The organism is Mucilaginibacter phenanthrenivorans (assembly GCF_024721155.1).
In the GTDB taxonomy this organism is placed as follows: Bacteria; Bacteroidota; Bacteroidia; order Sphingobacteriales; family Sphingobacteriaceae; genus Mucilaginibacter; species Mucilaginibacter phenanthrenivorans.
The window spans coordinates 574,895-599,931 of sequence record NZ_JAHVAP010000001.1 but is presented as its reverse complement, the minus strand read 5'-3'; the positions used below and the strand labels follow the sequence as shown (position 1 = coordinate 599,931).

Genomic DNA, 25,037 nt, shown 5'->3' with positions numbered 1-25,037 from the left:
TTAGGATTAGAATTTTATGTTCATGTTAAGTCCGTACGTACGTATGGTTGGTAATGATGCCTGCTCGTATCCTGTCAAATTATCACCACTTGACCCTATTGCCTCAGGATCAATATTAGGGGTGTACTTCTTAATAATCAGCACATTGTGGCACACTGCTGAAAGCACTAAACTTTTTACATACTTTTTATTAATGAACTTTGATAGATCATATCCTAACGACAGGTTTCGCAACTTGATGAAGCTCGAACTATAGATAAAAGGGTCCAGAATATTTTTTGAACGATAATTGGCATAAAAATCTTCAGCATTTACCGCAGTGGTATTGGTCAAGCCATCGGAAGAATTGACGCCCGGGTATACTACTCCCCCAACCCTGCCCGGTAATGATGCTTTTGACAGCCCTTCCCTTAATAAATTCAAGTTTGTACTTGACAGTACTTTACCGCCAGCTTTATAGTCGATATGCGCAGCGAAGATAAACCCCTTATACGTTACCGTGTTTATCCAACCGCCTGTTGATGTAGGCAAGCCGCTGCCAAAGTTAACAGGTGTAGTGCTGGCATTAGGTTTTCCACCTGTTAAAAGTACATTTCCCGCTGCATCCCGCTTATAGGTGGCACCCTGGATTTGATTAAGCGGTAAACCTACTACATCCACAATTGTTCCAAAAAACTCCGGGCTACCTACAACCAGTTGTGATTGGTTGTTGGCTAAAGATAAAACCTTTGAAGAATTAAATGCGGAGTTAAAAGCTGTTTTCCAGGTTATCGTTTGGCTTCGAACCGGCGTCAGCTCCAGGTTGAGTTCCAGTCCCTTATTGTCCAAACCACCTAAGTTCACCAATGTGCTGCTATAACCGCTTGCAGCAGAAAGACTGATTGGAACTGCCTGGTTGGTGGTTTTTTTATCATATGCAGCAACATCCAGGTTGACGCGGTTATTAAACATATGTATCTCCAGCCCTATTTCCTTTTCATTAACGCCAAAGGGCTTGATCCGGGGGTTTGGCGAACTTGTATTATTGATACTTCCTAAAGGGAGGCCATTAAATGCATTTGAAGATAGCGCAAAAGTTAGGGCATTATATGGCCCTACTGTCCCCGCGCTTCCCGTTTCTGCGATCGCAACCCTGATCTTTCCAAAATTTAGCCATTTTGCACCGGGAAGCAGTTCCGAAAAAACGAAACTACCGCTGATCGAAGGGTAAAAGTAATGATCAAGATCTTTAGCTAATACCGAATACCAATCTGTACGGCCGGTTACGTTGAGGTAAAACAAATTTTTATAGGAAAGCTCGGCGGTACCATATAGGGAATTGACCGTTTGTTTAGACAAATTATAGGTAGAGGTATTTGTTACGCCATTTCCAATAGTGTATAAGTCTTTAATATAAAAGTTGGTAACGCTTTCACTAAACGTTGAAGCGACCAGGGGAAAGTTATTACCACCCACAGTGGCATTAAGCCCAAAATTTTTCCAGGTATGAGCTCCCCCCAGTAAGAAATCAAAATTGTTTTGTCTGATGTTTGCGGTGTTGATGGCATAGCCGCCATTGAATAGCCCCTTTGGTGCTGCCCCGACAGCTAAAGTTCCAGTTGGGGTGTTCGTTTCAAAAGTGCTCTGTAAAAGATCTGTATTGGCGCGGCCCTGCAAATATAGCCAGTCGAAGAATTGGTAGCGTAAAACAGCAGTTCCCAATAAATGATCCTTAGTTTGCCTTTGAAACTGTTTGGCCAATATCCAATAAGGATTGGTAACGGTGGAAAAACGCGAAGTAGGTGTTTCATTGCCATTGGCATCAATAGCACCCGCTTTAAGCACGTCGAAATCTGTCGAATTGGCAAGCCTGTAAATAGATGTTGGAATCGATAGCCCCTGTACCCCAATAACCGGCGGGTTGTTGTTAAACTCGTGGTCATAATTCACGTAAAACTGTGCAGACAACTTATCAGTGAGTTTATAATTAATACCTACGTTAAATATCTTTTTGTGGAAGTCGTTGTTTGGGATAATGCCATCTGCATCCTGATTAGAAAACGAAACCCGGAAGCCGCCTTTATCATTTCCCCCTGAAATTGCAATTGTATTGCTCCATGATGGCGCAAGCCTGAAAAAGGTACTGATGCGGTTTTTAACGGGAGCATACGGACGCTGAACGCCATCGAACTGGTAAGTTGGAACATTATCAAACGGCACCCCAAAACTCCAGGCGCCCGAACTTTGAGCTGTACCCTGGGATGAGGGCCGGATGTTGTTTTCGCCTTGCCCGTATTCGTACTGGAAGTCGGTATAATCAAGCGCCTGGCTTTCGGTGAAGTTTGAATTGAACTCAATGCCAAGGCCCGTATTTTTAGCCCCGGTTTTAGTAGTGATTATTATAGCGCCGTTAACCGCCCGCGAACCGTATAGGGCAGCCGCCGTTGATCCTTTTAAGATAGTCATGGATTCAATGTCATCCTGGTTAATACCCTGCAAATTATCTCCCTGGTCAGTATTTTGAGTATAACCATTGTTGCTGCTGGCGCCCTGCGACATTGGCAACCCATTTATTACAATAAGTGGCGAATTGTCGGCTGTAAAAGAAGATTGTCCGCGTAAGCGGATTTTTGTACTGCCGCCTGGGCCCGCTGCAGGGGGCGAAACATCTAAGCCCGCTACCAGGCCTTCGAGCGAATTGGCAAGGTTGGTTGTCCGGTTGGTTTGCATGGCCAGAACATCAGCTTTTTGGGCGGAATATCCAAGGCTTTTTGCCTCTCTTTTAATACCCAACGCGGTGACGATAACCTCGTTTAGGGCGCTGGCGGAGCTGGTCATCCTTACATTTACCGCTGTCTGGCTTCCGACCGTTATTTCAAGCGGGTTGTAACCGATGAAGGTAAAGACCAACACCGCGCCGTTATTGGCAACATTTATTGCATAGTCGCCAGACGCATTCGTAGTCGTTACGTTATGGGTGCCCTTTTCAGTGACTGTCACACCGGGCAAGGCGGCTCCATTTTCATTCGTTACTTTACCCGTTACGGCTTTGGCAACAATTTTTGCATCCGGGGTAGCCGCGGCCTTATTAAGCCTATTGCCGGGTCCCCACCCCGTCATGTTTTTGTAGTAAGTTATCTTAGAAACGCCGGTACCTTCGGCAATAGCGTTCTTCGAGGTATTTAGGAGCACTGCTGTCGTTAAAAAAGCACAAATAAATAATAGTGGTAATGACTTTTTTTCCATAATTTAATTAGGTTAAATAGGTTAAAATTTGAAATGACGATCCCAACGCAACTTGATGAAGCTACTTTCGTCTGTTTTGGAAAAATAAAGGATAGAATTCGGCGCACCCAGGCGCTATTCTGTTAAATTGAAGTAAATTTTATCTCATATGTCGACATTTATTTCTAATTAATCAATTTAAATTAACGGAATTTTAATGGTACTAATCATGTTCGCTGAAACACACCAAACTAATAGTGTTAACTACCGTGTTTAGGGAATAGCAGGCAATAAATAACAAGGTCTTTTATCTATAATTGGTTTCGAAACGGTTGTATTACGAAAACAAAGGAAGACAACTTTGATGAAAAGTAATTTTAGTATTAAAGCAAAAAATTGTAACATATTAACAATGCGCAATAAAGAGATGAAGCAATTGTTGTAATGTATTAATATCCCGTCTGGATAAAGTCGACCTTCTACGTCTAATATTTTAGATGCCAACCCATCTGTTCGCTGCTAAGCAGACTTTTGATAGGTAACACCCATGATGGCAACTTATCTATTCGTACTCAATGAAACCATGGATATCTCAAAAAAAATGTTTCAGAGTATAAAGCTTAATTTATAACTTACAACTGTAATTAACCAATTATACATATGAAGGCTACGTTGAAAAAGGCCACTCCGAACCCGGAGCATTCTTTTAATATTCATAAGGATATCGGGCATGCTATAACAAGCGCCTGGCACTATCATCCAGAATGTGAACTGTTAGTACTTAAACGAACTTATGGCACCTGCTTGATAGGTGACCATGTCGGCCCTTTTAAGAACGGCGATGTATTTTTATTTGGCTCCAATTTACCACATACCTTCAGAGGCGAAAAAAAATACCTTGAACGGAATGATGAAAAAATCGGAGAAACGATCGTGATCCTGTTTCAGAATAATTTCTGGGGGGATGTATTTTTAAATCTTCCCGAAATCAGTCCGATCGTAAAGTTATTAAATATAAGTAAGCTGGGTTTGCGGTTAAAAGGATCAACCAGGCGAAAGGTAGCTAAGATAGCAGAGGAAATGCTTCATGGCCCTCCTGCAAGAAAGTTGATCAATTTGTTATCGGCGCTGGAGTTGATAGCAACTTCGAAGGAATATGAATTGATATCGTCCAGCGGTTTTAACCAAGAAGTAAACAGGGTCGACCAAAGCCGGATTAATACGATATTTGAGTATACCTTTAATAACTATCACCAAAAAATAGTTTTGGAAGATGTGGCAGGCATTATAAATATGGGGAAACATTCGTTTTGCAGGTACTTTAAATCAAAAACAAAAAAAACTTATATCCAGTTCCTGATGGAAGTTAGGATAGGAAATGCTTGCCGGTTACTTGTAGAAGAAGACTTTAACATGGCTGAGATCGGTTACGCTTGCGGTTATAATAATATCTCTCATTTTTACCATCAATTTAAGGCATTCACCAAAAAAAAACCGCTGGATTACAGGAACAATTACCTCAAAACCGAAGCGCTAAGGCCCACTGAATAGTAATGCATTGATAATTAACAAAAAAAAGCCATTTGCGGATTTCCATAAGAGGCATATTTGACGGATCATGCTGCTCAAAAGCAAGCCAACCCAAATAACAGCCCCACCATTTTTATCTACTACTGATTTATCTTGGTTCGTATAAATATACGCAGCCTGGGGATCATGCACGTTCACCATGGCGCACGCTTTAGTCCGCCCGAAGGTTTAATAGCGCTCGCCACTTTATTATTGAAGCAATTTTTTGTATTATATTAACAATATACTTTAAATAAAGCTTTATAAGGCATATTTGCTGATCGCTTGAAAGATTCAGGGTTCTAAAAATAAGGCCATCAACCATATATTCAACCTGACTAAGCTTAACCAATTATCATGAGAATTTATAAAACAGCGCAGGGTATTATTATCAGCCGGCATCAGCAATATTTTCTGACTGAAGAAAATAACTGGAATGCTTTTATTAACCGCAGCGATCTTTATAAAAACGTAAGCAATGAATTGCAACATCTTAAACCTGACAATAGGCTAAAGGAACTGATCGGTTCAGCTATATTAGCCCCGATAGGTGATCAGGAAGTGTGGGCGTCGGGCGTAACTTATTTCCGCAGCAGGGAAGCCAGGATCGAGGAATCAAAAGATACTAAGGGAGGCGACTTTTACAGCCGTGTATATGACGCAGAACGCCCGGAACTTTTTTTTAAAGCCCCTGCATCCCGTACCGTTGGGCCTGGTGATGAGGTTCGCATCCGCAGAGATTCTAAATGGAACGTCCCCGAGCCGGAATTGACCTTGTTTATTTGCGCGGAGGGCACAATAGAAGGCTATACTATAGGGAATGATATGTCTTCGAGGGATATTGAGGGTGAAAACCCGCTTTACCTACCCCAGGCCAAATCATACAATGGCGCGGCGTCGCTTGGCCCCTGCCTGTTGGTGCAAGAGGGGCCTATAGATCCAGATACCAATATCGCCATTGAAATTATCAGGGGATCGGCTGTCGTTTTCAGCGACCAGATATCGATCAACCAAATGAGACGTAAGCATACAGAACTGGTCAGTTACCTGTTTAGGGAACTGGACTTTCCCCTTGGCGTTTTTTTAATGACCGGCACCGGGATCATCCCCGCCGATGATTTTACCCTATTGGGTGGGGACGTGATAAAAATAGCGATTGCCGGGATCGGAGCCCTTGTTAATACAGTTGCAATATGAACGTTGAAGAACATATTATAGGTTTAAAGGCCCAGCCGAAGGAAGTGTTATGATCATATAGGCAGCTTGTCCGATGAATTAAAAAACACAAACCATTTGGCTATCGGCGGGTAATCAACGGCAGCATGCTCAAGGAAGCAATATAAATTACAAAAACATTATACATAATATGGGATCATATAGAAGTTCAGACTGGTTCGGAAAAAAAGATAAGATGGGCCTTATCTACCGGAGTTGGATGAAAAACCAGGGAATGCCGGAGGATATGTTTGACGGCAGGCCGGTGATCGGGATTTGTAACACCTGGTCGGAACTCACACCCTGCAACGCTCACCTGCGCGATATCGCCGAAAGTGTGCGGCGCGGGGTACTGGAAGCTGGAGGATTTCCCCTGGAATTTCCGATTATGTCTTTAGGCGAAACGTTGCTAAAACCCACGGCCATGCTGTTTCGCAACCTGGCCAGTATGGATGCGGAGGAGTCGATAAGAGGCAACCCGATTGATGGAGTGGTATTGCTTACCGGATGCGATAAAACCACGCCATCCACCTTAATGGGTGCAGCAAGTGTAGATCTCCCGACAATCGTGGTGCAGGGAGGGCCGATGTTGAATGGCAAATACCATGGTCATGACATCGGGTCAGGTACCAGTGTGTGGAAGCTGACCGAAGAGTTAAAAAAAGGTAATATCAGCTATGAGGAATACGCAGAAGTAGAAAGCTGCATGTCCCGTAGCCCGGGTCATTGCATGACAATGGGGACGGCTTCCACCATGGCCTGCATGGTGGAAGCATTAGGCATGAGCCTGACAGGCGGGGCCGCCATACCGGCTGTTGACGCAAGACGGAAGAGGCTTGCCCAACTTTCCGGTAGAAGAATAGTTGAAATGGTTAAGGAAGATCTGCGAATCTCCAAGATACTCACACGTGATGCTTTTGAAAATGCTATTAAGGTAAATGCCGCCATAGGTGGTTCGTCAAACTTCATCATCCATCTTACGGCAATTGCCGGCAGAATAGGTGTACCACTAAACCTGGAGGACTTTGATGATTTGGGAAGTAAAATGCCGCTGCTGGTAAACCTGATGCCTTCGGGGAAATTCCTGATGGAGGACTTTTATTATGCAGGCGGTATCCCTGCCGTTTTAAAACAGATGCAACCGGTTTTAAATATGAACACCATTACCGTGAGCGGTAAAACCCATGGTGAAAATATTATCAGCGGGGGAATAAATTATAATAAGGAAGTTATTTATGAATTTGCGCAGCCGCTTATTTACGAAGCCGGCATAACTGTGTTAAAGGGGAACCTGGCAATAAATGGTGCCGTAATAAAACCCTCCGCCGCTACACCAAGCCTGATGCAACACCGGGGCCGCGCGGTGGTATTTGATGACATTGAGGATTACCACGCCAGGATAGACGACCCGGACCTGGACATTGATGAAACTTGCGTAATGGTATTAAAAAGCGTTGGGCCCGTGGGCTACCCCGGCATGCCGGAGGTCGGTAATATGACCCTGCCAAAAAAGCTGCTGGATAAAGGCGTGATCGATATGGTGAGGATATCAGACGGCAGGATGAGCGGCACCGCTTATGGTACGGTTATCCTGCACGTATCGCCCGAGTCAGCCATTGGTGGAAATTTGGGGCTTGTTGAGAACGGCGATATCATCGAATTGGACGTAGCCAACAAGCGAATCCACCTGGAAGTAACCGATGAAGAACTTTCCAGCAGAAGAAGTCAATGGATACCTCCGGTTCCGTTGGCATCCCGCGGATATGTGAACTTGTATATTAAGCACGTACAGCAGGCAGACAAAGGCGCGGACCTGGATTTCCTGGTAGGTGGATCAGGATCGACGGTAACACGCGATTCGCATTAAACAGAACCATGGCCATATTCGTCGTGTTTGTCTGTATCGTTACGCTTGTGCTGCTCATAACCTGGGCCAGGGTCAATACCTTCCTCGCGTTTTTAGTGGTATCTGTTATGGCGGCTTTGCTCCTGGGCATGCCCATAAACCATATCCCGTCGGCAGTTAACAAAGGGCTGGGCGATACGCTTGGCTCATTAGTGATCATCATTACGTTAGGAGCGATGCTTGGCAAGCTGGTGGCCCACAGCGGTGCCGCACAAAAAATAGCTACGGTGTTAAAAAATGTTTTTGGTTATAAATATGTTACGTGGGCCATGTCATTAACGGGGTTTATCGTCGGTATTCCCTTGTTTTATAATGTAGGCTTTGTATTACTCATTCCCATCATATTTTCTGTAGCTTATAATTATAAGCTGCCATTGGTATATGTAGGATTACCCATGCTTGCATCGCTTTCCGTAATGCATGGTTTTGTACCGCCGCATCCCTCTCCCATGGCTCTGGCCATCCAGTTTCATGCCGACCTCGCCAAAACCTTTTTATATGGCGTATTAATTGCTATACCAGCTATGATTATTGCAGGGCCCGTTTTTGCAGGTACATTAAAAAATATGCGATCCGGCCCGACAATTAATTTGCAGGGCCATCAGTTGCCTGACGAAGAATTGCCCGGAATAGGCACAAGTATGATCTCCGCCTTACTGCCTGTGCTGATCATGGGAAGTACGAACTTGATAGCCAGGTGGTATGGCGATAACATTTTTATAAAAAACATGGCTGGTTTTATTAGCGAACCTATTATAGCTATGATATTGACCATCTGTATCGCAACGTATACCCTGGGCATCAGGATGGGTAAAAAGCTAACTGTGGTTATGGCCATATATGCCGAAGCAGTAAAGGATATCGCGATGATCCTGTTGATCATTGGAAGCGCCGGGATTTTAAAACAAATTTTTATTGAAACGGGGGTGAGCGCTCAGCTCGGCTCGATTTTGCTGGGTCTTAATCTGCCGCCCCTTCTTTTGGCATGGCTTATCACAGCCATACTACGGCTTTGCCTGGGCTCGGCTACCATAGCTGGTCTTACCGCCGCAGGAATAGTTTATCCGTTGCTTGCACACAACGCGGTCAATCCTAACCTGATGGTCCTGGCCGTAGGCGCTGGCAGTCTCTTCTGCTCTCATGTTAATGATACTTCCTTTTGGCTGTTCAAAGAGTACATGGGTTTATCCGTGAAGCAGACTTTTTTGTCTTGGTCTTTGATGGAAACACTTGTCTCATTTATCGGTATCATCGGCATACTCATTCTGAACCAGATGCTTAAGTAAATAAGGATCAGCATTTACCGTCGCCTGCATTGATAATATAAGTGGGTGGCGTGTGGCTGTTAACCTGTAATTCGTTCGATTAAAAACCGATGGTTGCTTGCCGGAATTATTGCCTAATAAATTTTCACGCGAATATGTTTGATCAAATATTTTAGGAGCATAAAACAGAGCATGAGCACTTTGGTTATCAAAACTAATCTAAGTTGTAGTTACGTAATTTAAAAGAGATCGTTAAATTTGTATCAATCACTGTTAAAGAATATGTGAGCAAAACAGTGACTAGTTTTAAAAAGCCTCCATCAAGTTGTTGATATATAGTAATTTGCGGAAAGGATTAATCGTCCTGCCATACCGATCACCGTACCGCTGGCGATAAATTTATGGCGGATTCCACAACTATCTTAGTAATCTCTTTAATACAGTCCCGGTGAAAGGTTTCCAGCATCCTGCCTGCGACCAGGTCGAAAATGGGCTGTGTCAGTAGATAGTTGCCCGTGGGCTTCCCCGTTGCCAGGATCGCGTGTTGATCCGTTGGGCCTTTTGTGTACGCCGGGCACTTTATGCAACCTGTATAGGGGTGGACAACGCATCACTCCATTATTAAGTTTAATAATAAATGTTATATATTTTATCACGACACTGAGCTTTCGGGCAAAACAAATCTCAGGAACGTTAAGGTTACCAAACTGCATCACCTCGATAATGGTAAGTTGGAAATGATTAATACTTATAAAGTTGGGTAAGTGAAACTTATTACGATCCGTAACAGCCGCATAAAAACTTTGCCGCTGCTGCGCGTTTAATTTTCGATCGGCTAAGGGGATAGCTCTTCAGATATTTTAGTTTATCAGCTTTTCTATAACATAAGTTTTACCAGGCGTTGTCGGCATATCGTAAACCCATGTCTTAGTTAGGTTGGGTGAAATGTTTTCGTTGCTGGTTTTTACTATCGGTGCTTTTAAATCCATCACCTGGTAAAAACGATTCTTGTTACTTCCCTTTGCTGCTGCTAAAAATTTGTTATTCATTTGTTGATTAAAACGCAGCCGGCAGTTTCCGCCAAGCGAGGAATGTATAACCAGCTTTATAATTTTGTGGTTGGCCCACTTCATATCAACTTTAAAGCCACCTCTTGCCATTAATCCCGAAACGCTGCCATTTTTCCACTCATCAGGCAATGCCGGCAATAGGTAAATTGCACCGTCATGGCTTTGTAAGAGCATCTCTGCTATCCCGGAGGTGCAGCCAAAATTACCATCAATTTGAAACGGCGGATGAGCATCAAATAAATTGGGATAAGTGCCGCCGGAGTTCCCTGTTACAGGTTTTATTTGATCTTTGATAAGTTTATAAGCATGATTGCCATCCAATAAACGAGCCCACAAATTGATTTTCCACGCCATTGACCACCCGGTTGATACATCGCCACGGTAATTGAGTGAATTTTTTACGGCCGCAAACAGTTGTGGTTGCGTAAAGGGAGATATTTGGTTTCCCGGAAACAGGCCGTAAAGATGAGAAACATGCCGATGGTGATCGTCGGTGCGGTCAAAATCCTCAAGCCACTCTTGTAGCTGCCCATGTTTGCCAATTTGCATAGGAGGTAATTGGCTTCGGTAATTTACCAGGCTATCCGCAAAAACCTTATCCAATTGCAGTTCTGCTGCAGCCTTTATAACATCTGTAAATAAGCCGTAAACCAATTGGTTGTCCATGGTAGCACCCGCAGTTACAGATACCTGGTTTTTGCCGTCGATATATTCGTGTTCAGGCGATATCGAGGGTGATACTACCAGCCAACCATGTTCGGGTTCTTTTTGCAGGGCGTCAATATAATACTCAGCGGCGCCCTTCATAATTGGATAATATTCCTTCAGGAATTGTTTGTTGCCTGAATACAAATAATGTTCCCAAAGATGCTGATTGAGCCACGCGTTTGATGTGGGCCACAATCCCCAAAAGGCACCATCAACTAAGCCGGTGATACGCCAGATATCGGTGTTATGATGCAACATCCATCCGCGTGCTCCATACATTATTTTTGCAGTTGGCGTGCCCGTAACTGACAGATCTTTTATCATGTGAAAAAGGGGCGTGCTTAATTCCGGTAATTGCGTTACCTCACTTGGCCAATAGTTCATTTCGGTATTTATGTTAACAGTATACTTACTGTCCCACGGGCCTTTAACCTCGCCATTCCAAATGCCTTGCAAATTGGCGGGTTGCGACCCTGGTTGAGAAGAACAAATCAACAGGTAACGACCGTATTGGAAATATAATTCTGCCAACTGGATGTCATTATTATTAGAGAAATTTTTTATACGGATATCTGTAGGGAGGCTTGCTGAGCTATCGATACCTAAGTTGAGTTTAACCCTATCGAAATAAGAGTGGTAAAACCTGATGTGTTTAGTTAGCAGTTCATCGAAGTTATGCTGATAGCCTTTATCTAAAATATTTTCCGCCCGTGTCATTGAATTTGCCGAAACATCATGATAATTAACAAAATTGGTGGCTATCGAAAGATATATCACCGCCGTATCGGCATTTACAATGGTTATGCCCGATGTATCCGTAACACAAGTTCCCCTGGAGTTTTTAACTCTTGTGAGCACAGTATATTTAATCTGTCCTTTTTGGCCCTCATGGTCGCTGCCCTGGCCGGATAAAACAAGTGTTGCTTTGTCAGTTATGCTAACAGCAGATTTTAAAGGGCTTAGGAGTTTCAACTTGCAGCTGATCATGCCGGGCTTATCTGCCGTAAGCCTGGCCATAAACACATTGCTCCCAAATGCTGTAAAATATTCCCGCTTGTAGTTAACACCGTTTAAAGTGTATTTTACAACAGCCGTGGCATTTGCAATATCCAAATCGCGATAGTAATTGCTGACGCTATCAGTACCATCAAACTTAATGTACAGGTTGCCTGCAAGTTGGTACGGCATGCCGCTATTGCCTTTTGGCCCAAGTTTGTTGTTGGCTAATTCCTGCGCTGCTTCATATTTTTTGTCTGCGAGCAGCGCCCTCACCTGATTAATGTAAGGCTTTGCGTTCGAATCGATTGTATTATTGGGACCTCCTCCCCATATCGTTGATTCATTGAACTGGATGCGTTCGTTTTGTACATTGCCAAATACCATACCCCCTATAAAGCCATTCCCGATTGGTAAGGCTTCATTCCAGTTTTTTGCCGGTTTTTTATACCATAGTTTATAGCGCGCATTGTTCTGCGGCACAATTGTTTTTTTACCTGCATGTTTTTGTTGCGCCTGTACCGATGAAAATATCAATAATGCCGCCGTAAAAATGTTCATCTTCTTGTAAAATACTCCTGTCATATATTAGGGTTTGTTACTGGTTAAAAATTCACAACAGCCCAGTAGGCCTTTTTGCGTTGCCTGTTTTCGTCAAACAATAAAGGGTAGGCTTTTCTAACAACGCGGGGCGTATTCGCGCCGGCTGCGGCACCTCCCATAAGTCCTCCTCCCCTCCCGTCTAACCAGCTTGACCGATCGGACACATTCCAGAAGGTAACGCCTGTTATAAACCTCTTATATTTCCGGAAAATATCGAACGCCATTTTGTATTGGGCAATTTGTTTGGCTTCTGCCAGGGGAGTGTAACCTGAGTCGGGGACTGCCGTTGCGGCGGGCATTGTGCCGGAAGCGGGGTTTGGCTTAGGCAAACGTATGGTAATATCCATTTCGGTAAACTGTACCTTTAAACCCAGTGACGTCACTTCGTCCAGGGCTTTACGTAATTCGTCGGGCGACGGATCATTCAATTTCCAATGTGCCTGCATCCCAACGCCATCAATAGGTGCGTGGCCGGCAATCAATTTCTGCAGCAGCTTAAATATTTTCTCTCTTTTTACGGGATGTTCGCTGTTATAGTCATTGTAGTATAATTTCGCATCCGGGTCGGCTTCATGTGCATACTTAAAGGCCGAATCGATAAAATCAGGGCCATTGCATATTTTGTACCAATTGCTTTTACGATATACCTGCGTGGTATCGTCACTGTCATCAACCGCCTCATTTACAACATCCCACGCGTAAATTTTGCCCTTATACCTTCCGGCTACAGCAAAAATATGGTCTTTTAAACGTTGTAAAAGCAATTCTTTAGTTGCAGGTTCGCCGTTCGGCCCCTTAAACATCCATCCGGCTTCCTGGTTATGCCAACATAAATTGTGGCCGCGTATTCTGATGTGCCGGCTCACAGCAAAATCAACAATAGCGTCGGCATTTTTCCAATTATAAACATTTTCGGATGGGTGTATCGGCCCCATCTTCATATCATTCTCTGGCGTTACACTGTTAAATTCCTCCACAATTAAAGCAGAGTCGGGCCCGTGCAACGAGGCCATGCTTACTGCCACACCAATTGGAAAATAATCTTTATAATAATCTTTTAAGCCTTTACCAGTAGCTGTACCAACCAGGGAAGCTGCTGTTACCTGATGCTTTGACGTACATTGAACAAAAAATAAAATGCTTAGTGTGATTGTCAGGTACATTAGGGCTGGACTTGTTTTTTTTATTAAAGTGAGAAAATCCATAATTTTTAATTGCTTTTTTTGTTTTTATCAATGTGTCCAACTATCGTATGATCAGCCCGTCAGGCAAAGCCTGATGTTTACTGATCTTCCTTAACCTTATAACCCAATAGTGAAAGCATTGTCCCGCCATATCGTCTTCCCAACAACCTGCATCCCTCGGCTGTAAAATGGAGGTGATCCGGCGAGCAGGTGCAGCCCGCCGAAGAAATAACATAGGAGTTGGGAACAGTTTGGGGGAGCGTGGCTATAATTTTGTTCATGCTTGCGCAGATACCGCCCTGGTCGGCATTAACCACTTCGCCTGCAAGTAAAGGCAATTTTTTAGGTTTAAGGTTTAAATCTTTCATCAAATTATCGTAAACGCCTTTCACTTTTTTAGTCCATAGCGTATCGTTGGTATTGGATTCACCCTGATGCAGCAGTATCCCCTTAATCACACCAGCCTTTTGCGCTAATTTAGCTAGCGCTATTAATCTTGCATATGGATTTCCGCCGTATTCAGCGGCTATATTTTTCATCCAGCCAGGTACCGTTGCGAGGTACGACTGGTAACTGTCCTTTTCAAAAACCTCAATTTTGGCACCGGCAACAGAAACGTTTATCACGCCAATCCGTATTTTTTTTGGCAGATTGGCTACCAGTGTTCTGCCAAAATAGTCGGCCGGGGTTAAGCCGGTTTTACACCGTGCCAATGGCGGTATAGCGGTGTACCAATTATCTTTTAGCCTGCCTTCGCCACAGTCAACCGCTTGCAATACCTGAAACCTGCTGTCGATACCAATAGAATCTTGAGCCTGTATCCTCGCATTGCCCTCCATGTTCGATTGCCCGAAGCAAATAAAAATGTAAAACTTCTTATCCTGCGAAAAACTTTTCAAAGTCAAAAGAACCAGGCACACCATGGCTATGAATCTAAATTTCATTTTCATGGCTAATTAATTCTTGAATATCAGGCTTGCAAACTGGTTTAAGGAACGTCTCCAAGATTGCCATTCATGTGCGGTTCCCGGCGATTGGTAAAACACCTGTTTAATGCCCGCCTTGTCAAGCGCCTCGTGAAATCCCTTTACCATGGTTTGCATTCTTTCCGGTTCGTCAGTACCCACGCTTAAATAAAGTACTTTAACTTTTTGGTTAAAAGCATTTGCATCGGCAAACACGCCGTTGTACATTTTGGATACATCGTTACCAGGCTGCATAAATGCAGCTCCGCTAAAACCTCCTACATAAGCAAATTTGTCCAGATTGGTCATGGTAGTTTGAAAGGTTTGAAAACCTCCCATTGAAAGCCCTGCCATAGCGCGGTGATCGCGGTCGGCAAGCGTCCTGAATTTTGCATCAACCATAGGGATAATTTCCTTTACCAGCACATCCGGAAAAACATTGCCTGCCATAAATGCACGATTGCTGGTAGTTACCGGCTGTGTTGGGTCGGTGGCGTACCCCCTGTCCATCACAACTATCATCGGGGCTGCCTGTTTAGCTGCTATCAGGTTGTCCAATATAAAATTCATTTTTCCTTGTGCAGGCCAGCCGGTTTCGTCTTCGCCCGAACCATGTTGCAGGTAAAGTACCGGGTACCGTTGGTCGGTTTGTGTATCATAACCGGGTGGCGTATAAACATTTGCCCGCCTCCATGACTTGGTTATATTGGAGTAGTAGTTTACCGAGCGTACTTCGCCGTGGGGTACATCTTTCACGGTATAATAATCACCGTTCGGATCAGGAATGTCAATGCCGCTGGCCATTCTCCCCATGCCATAAAAAGTTTGCGTAGCCGGATCAACAACAGCAACGCCGTCAACTATCAACGAATAGTAATGGAAACCCAATGCAACAGGATCAGTAGTTACTGTCCAATAGCCGCCTGTATCTTTGTTCATTGGATATTTTTTTAACAGGTCAATTTGAACACTTTTTGCATCGGGTGCCTTTACACGAAAAAAAACGGTATTATCTGGAAATATCTCGGGATATTTTACACCCGGAATATTTGTAGATGCGGGTACACCTGCCTCGTTATAAGTATATTGAGGAAAAGTTGATGGATCTACAGGTTTGAAAATCAATTGCGAAAACATATATAAGCCATTTTTCCATACCTTAAAGTTGTGAACGCCCGGCTCGATGTAATATATATGAGGTACATTTTTTTCTACCAGGTAATCGTGGGTACGTTTGCTGAATGAGAGCAACCCGTCGCTCGAGCCGCATGATATCCAAAGCAATTTCAGTTTATTTTTTACGGCATCGGGATCAGGAACCAAATCTTCGGGCTTTTTGGTATTGGGGGCTGCAGAAAAAGCGCCTACCCATGAAAATTCGCTAAGGTTGCCCAAACCGAAATTTAATGATTGCCCACCACCCATTGAAAGGCCGGCTACAGCCCGGTGATCTTTATCGGTGTATACATGGTATTTGCCATCGATAAACGGTATCAAATCGGATAACAAATCTCTTTCAAAATTGGCAAAACCCTGCACCTTTTCGGGGGCCATTACGTTTCCAACTGCACGGTCGTCTTTTATGGCCCTGCCGTTTGGCAACACCACGATCATAGGTACAATTTTATCCTGTGCATACAGGTTATCCAATATCACCTGGGGACCGCCACCGTTATACCATTCCTTTTCATCACCACCAATGCCATGCAAAAGATATAATACGGGGTATTTTTTATTTTTCGAATATCCCGGAGGCGTATAAATAAGTGCGCGGCGGGTGTTGCCCACGGTCTTTGATTCGTAAGTGATGGTATCGATTTTACCGTGCGGGATAGCTGCACGAAATTCATCAAAACCTACCCGTGCCTGGGTAACTATGCCTTGCGGGTAAGCTGTTATGCTAAAAAAAACGAGGGTAACCGCCGTAAAAAACAATCGTTTTGTTTGTTGAGAGATGTTCATTGTTATCGTGTTTATCGGTTAATAGAATTTCAAATTGTTTGTGGCTGTATCAACTGGTATTTGCCGCTGAGATGCATCAGGCTGAATACGTATAGTAAACCATCATAATACGGATCGAAATAACTATCCGGATAAGGTTCCAGCCTGGCGCTCCAAAGCGGGCGTACAAAATCGAATTTTGTATTGTCGGTAATCATCAGCGAGGCTGCAGCCGATGTCGCTACCAAACCCAGCGAGTGCCGTAATTTTTTTACACCACCTGCCGGTAGCACAAATTCAGGTGCAGTGCCATCAGTGTTAAACTGATCGTCGAAATCGTTGATGCCTTTTGAGCGCAGAAAATTTTGGATGCGTTTTGCATAAGCTTGCTGCCACATTTTATCTTTCCCGAACCAAACATAATCCATCGCGATATTCATAGGTACCCGCCAGGAGTCGAAGCGGAAGGCCGGCTTCATTTGGCCCCAGGTACGCGGTTTGCCACTAAACTCGCTGTTATCAGGATTAAGGCCGGTTACAGGGTCACAAGCCCGGTGTAAAAACACCCTTGCCGTGTCGGCACAATCCCGGTAAAATTGTTCGTGGCCATCTTTCGCATAAAGCGCCCATACTTCGTAAAATGCAGGCAAATCGTACGATGGATCAGTCCATTCATACCCTTTACCTTCGGGTACAAAGGAAATTTGTTTTGACTCCATATTTATTATCGAATGGATATTGCCTGTACCGTCTTTTTTCCACATCAAATCCAGTATCCTTCTGGCCTCCGCGTAATAATTAATGCCTGTATTATTTCCCCAGCGGTTGGCGGCAAAAAGCAAATCGGTAACAAAATACAACTCCCCGTCGGAGGCAGAACCCTCCGAATTACGCTTCATTGTTACAGGATTAATGCTCCAGGCAAAGTAGCCTTCCCGTGGCCCGTCCTGGTGCTGAAGAAATTTCTTCGACCATCGCCAGATCCGGTCAAAAACATCTTTTTTGTTCAACTGAACAGCTATCATCATACCGTACGAAAGGCCCTCTGTCCGGGCATCGTGGTTTTTAACATCAGACACATAGGCCATGGAATCGCCTACCTCAAAATAAACCTTATCAGGGCCTTCAAACACATCGTGATACGCCTTTGCCACCTTGCTGTCAATGTCGGCCTTGGTATAACCTGCTTCGTTTAAAAGATTAGGATACTTGCCGGATACAACTGCGCCCCTACCCTGCATTTTTTTTGAAGCCTTGTGGCTTTGGCAATTTGCAAAAACGGGCCATGCGATAGCCATTAAATATAAAGGCACTAATTTTCTTATATTCATATTTTAATTAAATAGCGATTTGTTTATATGATTTTGATCTTTATAATTTTCAGATCTTTATTATCCGAGCTTTCTCCATAAAGTAATTCATACTCGCCGGGCGTTACTTTTATTACCGCGTCAGTGGGGTCAAAAAACTCAAAGGTTTTTGCGGGCAGATCTATTTTTATCATCTCTTTTGCTCCTGATGATAATTGTATCCGTTTAAATGCGCGCAACGTTTTTACTGGCGCAGCCCAGTCATTTAATTTCCGCACATACACTTGCAACACTTCTGTTCCATCGCGCTTTCCCGTATTGGCAACAGGCACGGTCAATTGTACGCCTTCAGTTTTAAGTATTTGGGTTTTGCTGGCTAAGGCATCGCCAACGTTAAATGTTGTATACGTTAAGCCGAAACCGAATGGAAACAATGGTTCGGATGTCATATACCGATAGGTGCGCCCCTTCATGGAGTATTCGCTAAAATCAGGAAGTTGCTGTACATTTTTGTAAAAGGTGATCGGTAAATGGCCCGCCGGGTTGTAGTCGCCAAAAAGCACATCGGCAACTGCCTGTCCGCCTTGTTCACCGCTATACCATGCCTGCAAAATGGCATCGCAGTTTTCCGTTTCGGGAACCATTGCCACTGCCGAGCCCGAGCAATTCACAAAAACAACTTTTTTACCTGCCTTCTTTAATGCTGCAATACAACTGCGCTGTATAGCAGGCAATTCAATATCAGTGCGGTCACCGCCCTTAAACCCTGGTAAAGAAATAGGCATTTCCTCCCCTTCAAGTCGCGGCGATATGCCGCCAACAAAAATAACTACTTCAGCATCCTTTACTTTATCAACCAATTTATCGAAAGTTACCGGGATTTCTTTGCCGTAGGTAAAGCCCAAACTCGCATCCCAGTTATTTAATTGCTTGTAACGCACTTCTATTTTATACGCTTTGCCGGCTGCTGCATGCAAGGTATAACGTGTAGGTATTGCCCGCCAGCTGCCTGTCCTCAACACCGATTTATCATCAATAAAGAGTTCGGCAGAGCCAGTCCCCTCCAACTTGAATACAATTTCATCGCTAACAGTTGGCGTATAGGTAGTTTCATATTTTGCCGAAAAGTTTTCGAGGCTAACGCCCTGGGCAAACTGGTGTGCACCCAATGTTGTAAGTGAAATAGGGTTAGTTATTTGACCGGTAATTACCGCCGGCCCTTCAAAAGTCCGGTTGTTCCAATAAGTAGCGCGAATGCCTTGTTTGCCGTCAATAGCTGATTGATCGAATCCGTTTAACGTGATTTTATCATCGGTTAAGTCACAGGCCTGGTCGTAGATAACTTGTCCGGCGCTTAATTTAGCCTTAATGCCATCTAAGATATTTATGGTATTAGTTGGGGTGCCATTATAGTTTCCCCAAAGCATTTGCGAATTATTGGCGTTAGGGCCTATAACTGCGATTTTTTGCAACGTTTTGCTGAGCGGCAAAATGTTATTTTTATTTTGCAGCAACGTCATGGCTTCCCGGCCCATTTGAAGGGCAAGCTTTTGATGTGCTTCGGAGTTAACTACAGACATTGGAATTTTGGTCCAGGGTACCAGTTCGTCCTTGTCCATCTCGCCAAGCTCAAAGCGCTGTGTCATCAGACGGATTACGCTCGTATTGATATCCTTTTCTTTAATTAGCCCATGGGCAACCGCCTCAGGTATCTTATCAAATGCGTAACCGACGCACTCAACATCGGTACCCGAAAGCACAGCTTTTGCTGAAGCGTGCGCGGCATCTGACGATGAATGATGGCTACGGTAGAAGTCGGTTATGGCACCACAATCAGAAACAACAAGGTACTTAAAGCCCCAGTCATTGCGTAATATCTGGCCTAATAGCCTGCTGTTACCACAGCAGGGCTCATCATCAATGCGCTGATAAGCACACATAACTTCCCTTACGTCAGCCTGTTGTACCAGGGCTTTAAAAGCCGGAAGATACGTTTCCCACAAATCGCGCGGTTCAACATTTGTTATATTAAGTTGATGACGGGTTGACTCTGGCCCGGAATGTACCGCGAAGTGCTTGGCGCAAGCGAGCAATTTTCGGTATTTGGCAGCTGCCGGGCCTTGTAAACCGCGCACCACCTGTACACCCATGCGCGAGGTTAAATATGGATCTTCGCCGTAGGTCTCCTGCCCCCGCCCCCAGCGCGGATCGCGGAAAATGTTTACGTTTGGCGTCCACACAGATAAGTCATGGAAGCGCTGGCTTTCGCCTTGTTTTTTATACGCATTATTTTTTGCCCGTGCTTCGTCGGAAACCGCATCAAAAACGTTGAAAACCAGCTGATCATCAAATGATGCGGCCATACCAACGGGTTCGGGAAAAACCGAAACCGGGCCCTGGTTGGCATAACCATGCAAGGCTTCGCTCCACCAGTTGAATTTTTTAATCCCTAACCTGGGGATAGCGTCTGAAACATCCTTCATCAATGTCACTTTTTCTTTAAGCGTCAGCCTGGATACTAAGTCTTTTGCTCTTATCGCCGATGGTAAATTAGGGTTTTGGTATGGTAGCTTTTGCGCAGAGGCGCAGGAGCCGCATACGATCAATATAGAAGTAACTAAGTTTTTCTTCAGGTCCATCATGTTTAATGTAATCAGTGATTTAATTAGCGGCCAATCCATGTGGGTCAAATGTATTTTGAAAATAGAACTTGATATGCCACAAATGTTGAGTAACTGAACACTTTGGTTGAAATAGGCATAAAAAATGTCGAATATTTTTTTTCTGCAATCGATTGCCGAATCGGATTTTAAACTTTAAATTTACACTGTGGGTACGCCATCATACCTTTAGTTGGCAGCCGAACCTTTATAAACCATTGTTCTAAATAATTAAATTATTGGCATACTTATCTTCTGATAAAGGGATTGCCTGTACCATTTAAAATAACAGCCTTGCCATGTTAATATCTCTACTACAACTCAAGCGTACTCAGGTTAAAGTGATGTATTGTATTGCATTAGTAGCAGCGTTGCTTAGCGCAACCTGTCAATGCCATGGCCAAACGATCCGGTTTACGGTATTGACTTCCCACGATGGTTTGCTATCTAATACGGTTAATGCTATTATTAAGGATCGTTACGGATTTTTATGGTTTGCAACAGCCGATGGGCTTGACAGATTTGACGGCATGGAACATAAGGCCTACCGTTTTGACCGGTCCGATAAATTGGGATATCGCTCAAAGGAGATTACATGTATGTATGAAGATGGCGCAGGAAAGCTTTGGGTAGGTACCATGGGCGGCGGGTTATATTTCTTCGACCGCTCGCAAGACAAGTTTCAACCTTACAAAGAACTTTCCTCCTACAAGGAAGATGCGGACAGGTATATAAGGGCAATGTACGGCGATAAAAATGGCCGGCTCTGGCTTGGCACGCTTACGGGTGTGTGCGTACTTGACCCTAAAACCAGGAGAGAGGTTTTCTACAAGTCCGACGAAAACAAATTCGGGGATATTCATCCGGGTATTGTATTGGCCATCTATAGGGACAGCCAACAACGGATGTGGGTTGGAACAGGTAAAGGGTTATACCTTTATAATGAAGCGGCAAACAATTTTAGATGCTTTCGGCACGATGAAAAAAAAACTTCTAGCATCCCAAATGATGGGATAAATACGATAGCAGAATGCCGGCATACACTTTGGATAGGCACAAATGGGGGGCTTAGCACCCTATCGTCCGATTTAAAAACCTTTCGGACGCTTAAATACAGTGCCGACGACAATGGTACATTGAGCGGTGACCTTATTTATAGTATAGCCGCCAGCGGCGATGATATTTGGGTGGGTGCCGAGGGCGGGTTGAATATTGTAAATACCGTTTCCGGAAAAGTAAAGCGCTATAACCATGACGACAGAGATAAATTTAGCGTAAGCAGCAAATCTATCCGCTGTATTTATAACGATCCTCAAGGCATTTATTGGATTGGCACTTACCAGGGAGGTGTGGATAAGTATGACAAAAACCTCACTTTGTTTAACTCCAGGCAAAATAACGCTTATGATCCTGCCGGCTTAAACGCGCCATTCGTTTCCTCGTTCGCCGAGAATAAAGACGGAGATATATTTGTAGGCACAGACGGTGGAGGATTAAATCTTTTCCATACAAAAACAGGCTTGTTCAGTCATATTGCCATTAAGGCCAAAAAAAAGAAGAACTCGGCTGGTCTTCCGATATTAACGATGATGCTGGACCGGAACCGGCAGCTTTGGATAGGCACTTTTCAGGACGGGATATTTATCTACAATACCAAAACAGGACAATACCAACAGTTAACTGCAGGAAATGACGCCAGGCATATCAACCAGAACGAAATTTTTTGCTTCAAGGAAGACAGCAAAGGAAGGGTTTGGATAGGGACCAATGGCGGCGGTGTGAACGTATATGACCCCGGCACAAAAACTTTTTTAAAATATGTGTCAAGTCCTGTATCTGCCGATGAAAGGTATTTGCCGGTTAATGGTTTCATAAGAGCTATTGAAGAAGACCATCAGGGAAACATTTGGATTGGAACCTATGGTAGTGGTATAGCCGTGCTCAACCCAAGTACCCAAAAGTTTACCGTGTATGACAATAAAAATACCGGAATGGCGGTTGATCGGGCATTTTCATTACTGGAAGATCATGACCGGAACATGTGGGTAGGTACCGCCGGCGACGGTTTATACTGCTACAACGCCAATCGTAAAAATTGGGTGAGTTATCCGGCACCAGAAAATCTTCCGGACCCTGTAGTTCACAAGTTGCTGGAGGATCAAAGCGGTAACATTTGGGTTAGCACCAGTAAGGGAATATGCAAATTCAACGCAGCGTTGAAAAAGTTTACGCGTTATTCCGCTTATAACGGCCTCCAAAACGATGCATTTATAGATGGGGCGGGTATCCGTACAAGCAAGGGTTTGTTTTTCTTTGGCGGAGCAGAAGGGTTCAATTATATTGACCCACAGCAGGATGTAAATCATAACAAAAACGTCCCCCCCGTATTTTTTACCGCCTTGAAAGTAAACAATGCCGTTGTGCCGGCAGGCGATCACTCACCTCTCAAACAAAACATTTCGGTAGCAAAGCAAATTGATTTGGATTACAAGCAAAATTTTTCAATCAGTTATTCGGCAATTAATTTTACGGTTCCGCAGCAAAACCGATACGCCTACATGCTTAAAAAATTCAATAAAAACTGGAATTATGTTGGTTCGGCGACAACAGCCTATTATACAAATTTGGATCCCGGCGAATACGTGTTTATGGTGAGGGCTTGTAATAACGATGGGATATGGAACAATACCGGGACACAAATCCGTATCGTTATCCATCCACCGATATGGATGACCTGGTATGCGTATTTGTTGTATGTGCTAACGGTGGTAGGCGCGCTGCTGTATATTCGCCATAGAGGAATTAACAAATTGAAGGCAAAACTTGCCATCGAGCAGGAGCGCAGGGAAGCAGATCGGGTACATGAACTTGACCAATTAAAAATTAAGTTTCTTACCAATTTGAGCCATGAGTTCCGCACACCAATTTCGCTTATAATGGCACCGGCCGATAAGTTATTGGCTGAGCATAAAGATGACCACACCACCGGGCAGCTGGCAGTCATACGACGAAATGCCCGGCGGCTGTTGAATTTAGTAAATCAGCTTTTAGATTTCCGGAAATTAGAAGAACATGAATTAAAGCTTAGCCTCAGCGAGGGTGAGATAATTTCCTTTATAAGCGGAGTTGTTGATTCGTTTCATGATTTGTCGGAATTGCGCGGTATTGGGCTTGAGTTTAATACCCGGCATGAAAAATTGTTTGTATGCTTTGATCATGACAAAGTAGAACGGATCCTATTTAACCTTCTTTCAAATGCCTTTAAATTCACCTTGCCAGGAGGTACAGTCTGTGTCGACCTCGTTCAACATCCTGCATCCCGGCCAAATAAAACCGTACTGGAATTTAAAGTGAGCGATAACGGTATCGGTATAGATCCTGATACAAAACAGTTGATATTTAAGCGGTTTTATCAGGCAGGCGATAACGGCGTCGGTAAAGTAAATGCGGGGACCGGCATCGGGCTTTCAATCACTAAGGAATTTATTGAAATGCATGATGGCAGCATCTCTGTTGAAAGTGAAAAAGGTAAAGGATCGGTATTTACTGTATTGCTCCCGCTCGAAGTTTTCGCAGACAATTCCATAAGCAATTGTTTGCCGCTTAAAACAGTTACCTGCGAACAGGACATCATTGCCAAAGCCGATAACAAATCCGCTGCGGGAGAAATGCCGGTATTGCTTATAGTGGAAGATAATGATGAGTTCCGTTACTATATTAAGGATAATTTAAAAACACGGTACAAAATTGTGGAAGCGGTAAATGGCGAAGATGGTTGGGATAAAGCACTATCGTGCCACCCCGATTTAATCATCAGCGATATAACCATGCCGCTTATGAACGGTATAGCACTAAGCAGGAAAGTTAAAGCTGATAAACGCACCACCCACATCCCGTTTATAATGCTTACCGCCCGTACCGGCGAGGATGAACAGCTAAGAGGACTTGAATCGGGAGCGAACGACTATTTGACTAAACCATTTAACTTTGAGATTTTAAATATAAAAATCAAAAACTTGTTACAACTTAACACATCGCTTAAAAATACTTATACAAGGCAATTAAAAGTGGTACATACCGGCATGGAAGTTGAATCGAGCAAAGAAAAGTTTTTAGCCAAAGTAGTAAGCTATATCGATAATAATTTAAACAACCCCAAATTTTCTGTTGTGGATTTAAGCCAGCACGTGGCCATGAGCCGTGGAGCGCTTTACACCAAAATATTCGAACTTACAGGCCTTCCGCCCGTTGAGTTTATCAGATCATATAAACTAGACCGTGCCGCGGTATTGCTGCTTAAAACTGATCTTACCATTTCACAGATAGCTTATGAGGCTGGCTTCGCTACACCCCATTATTTTTCGCGTTCGTTTAAAGATAAATTCAATGTACTTCCAACCGAGTATCGGAAGATTGAAAAAAACAGCATAATGGCATAAAG

The 25,037-nt window shown here is 43.8% G+C and carries 12 protein-coding genes; 5 read left to right on the top strand and 7 right to left on the bottom strand.

All coding sequences use genetic code 11. The features are described from left to right. Window positions 1-6 precede the first annotated feature (6 nt). The gene (locus KXD93_RS02575) at window positions 7-3,225 is read right to left on the bottom strand and encodes a SusC/RagA family TonB-linked outer membrane protein (protein WP_258135296.1); all 3,219 of its coding nucleotides are present in this window, start codon (window positions 3,223-3,225) and stop codon (window positions 7-9) included. A gap of 639 nt (window positions 3,226-3,864) precedes the next feature. On the opposite strand from KXD93_RS02575, the gene KXD93_RS02570 reads away from it, so the two are divergent. From KXD93_RS02570 to KXD93_RS02555, 4 genes are all read left to right on the top strand, one after another. Beyond that, entirely contained in the window at window positions 3,865-4,755 is an 891-nt protein-coding gene (locus KXD93_RS02570) for an AraC family transcriptional regulator (protein WP_258135295.1), read from the top strand. Window positions 4,756-5,130: 375 nt separating this feature from the next. Beyond that, entirely contained in the window at window positions 5,131-5,970 is an 840-nt protein-coding gene (locus tag KXD93_RS02565) for a fumarylacetoacetate hydrolase family protein (RefSeq protein ID WP_258135294.1), read from the top strand. A gap of 169 nt (window positions 5,971-6,139) precedes the next feature. Further along, complete coding sequence (locus tag KXD93_RS02560) at window positions 6,140-7,855, top strand: IlvD/Edd family dehydratase (RefSeq protein ID WP_258135293.1); 1,716 nt, start codon at window positions 6,140-6,142, stop codon at window positions 7,853-7,855. 8 nt (window positions 7,856-7,863) lie between these two features. Beyond that, complete coding sequence (locus KXD93_RS02555) at window positions 7,864-9,180, top strand: gluconate:H+ symporter (protein WP_258135292.1); 1,317 nt, start codon at window positions 7,864-7,866, stop codon at window positions 9,178-9,180. An 839-nt stretch (window positions 9,181-10,019) separates the two neighbouring features. On the opposite strand, the gene KXD93_RS02550 is transcribed toward KXD93_RS02555, so the two are convergent. From KXD93_RS02550 to xyl3A, 6 genes are all read right to left on the bottom strand, one after another. Beyond that, on the bottom strand, window positions 10,020-12,518 hold the full coding sequence (locus KXD93_RS02550) for a glycoside hydrolase family 95 protein (protein WP_258135291.1): 2,499 nt from the start codon (window positions 12,516-12,518) through the stop codon (window positions 10,020-10,022). 20 nt (window positions 12,519-12,538) lie between these two features. Continuing rightward, window positions 12,539-13,699: an endo-1,4-beta-xylanase gene (locus KXD93_RS02545; protein ID WP_258135290.1), complete on the bottom strand. Its 1,161-nt coding sequence runs from the start codon at window positions 13,697-13,699 to the stop codon at window positions 12,539-12,541. Between the two features lie 119 nt (window positions 13,700-13,818). Further along, window positions 13,819-14,664: a sialate O-acetylesterase gene (locus KXD93_RS02540; protein ID WP_258135289.1), complete on the bottom strand. Its 846-nt coding sequence runs from the start codon at window positions 14,662-14,664 to the stop codon at window positions 13,819-13,821. A gap of 12 nt (window positions 14,665-14,676) precedes the next feature. Then, complete coding sequence (locus KXD93_RS02535; RefSeq protein ID WP_258135288.1) at window positions 14,677-16,647, bottom strand: alpha/beta hydrolase-fold protein; 1,971 nt, start codon at window positions 16,645-16,647, stop codon at window positions 14,677-14,679. 29 nt (window positions 16,648-16,676) lie between these two features. Continuing rightward, window positions 16,677-17,957: a family 8 glycosyl hydrolase gene (locus tag KXD93_RS02530; protein WP_258135287.1), complete on the bottom strand. Its 1,281-nt coding sequence runs from the start codon at window positions 17,955-17,957 to the stop codon at window positions 16,677-16,679. 23 nt (window positions 17,958-17,980) lie between these two features. Continuing rightward, window positions 17,981-20,617: a xylan 1,4-beta-xylosidase gene (xyl3A, locus tag KXD93_RS02525; protein ID WP_258135286.1), complete on the bottom strand. Its 2,637-nt coding sequence runs from the start codon at window positions 20,615-20,617 to the stop codon at window positions 17,981-17,983. Window positions 20,618-20,940: 323 nt separating this feature from the next. On the opposite strand from xyl3A, the gene KXD93_RS02520 reads away from it, so the two are divergent. Continuing rightward, entirely contained in the window at window positions 20,941-25,035 is a 4,095-nt protein-coding gene (locus KXD93_RS02520; RefSeq protein WP_258135285.1) for a hybrid sensor histidine kinase/response regulator transcription factor, read from the top strand. The last annotated feature ends 2 nt before the right edge of the window (window positions 25,036-25,037 follow it).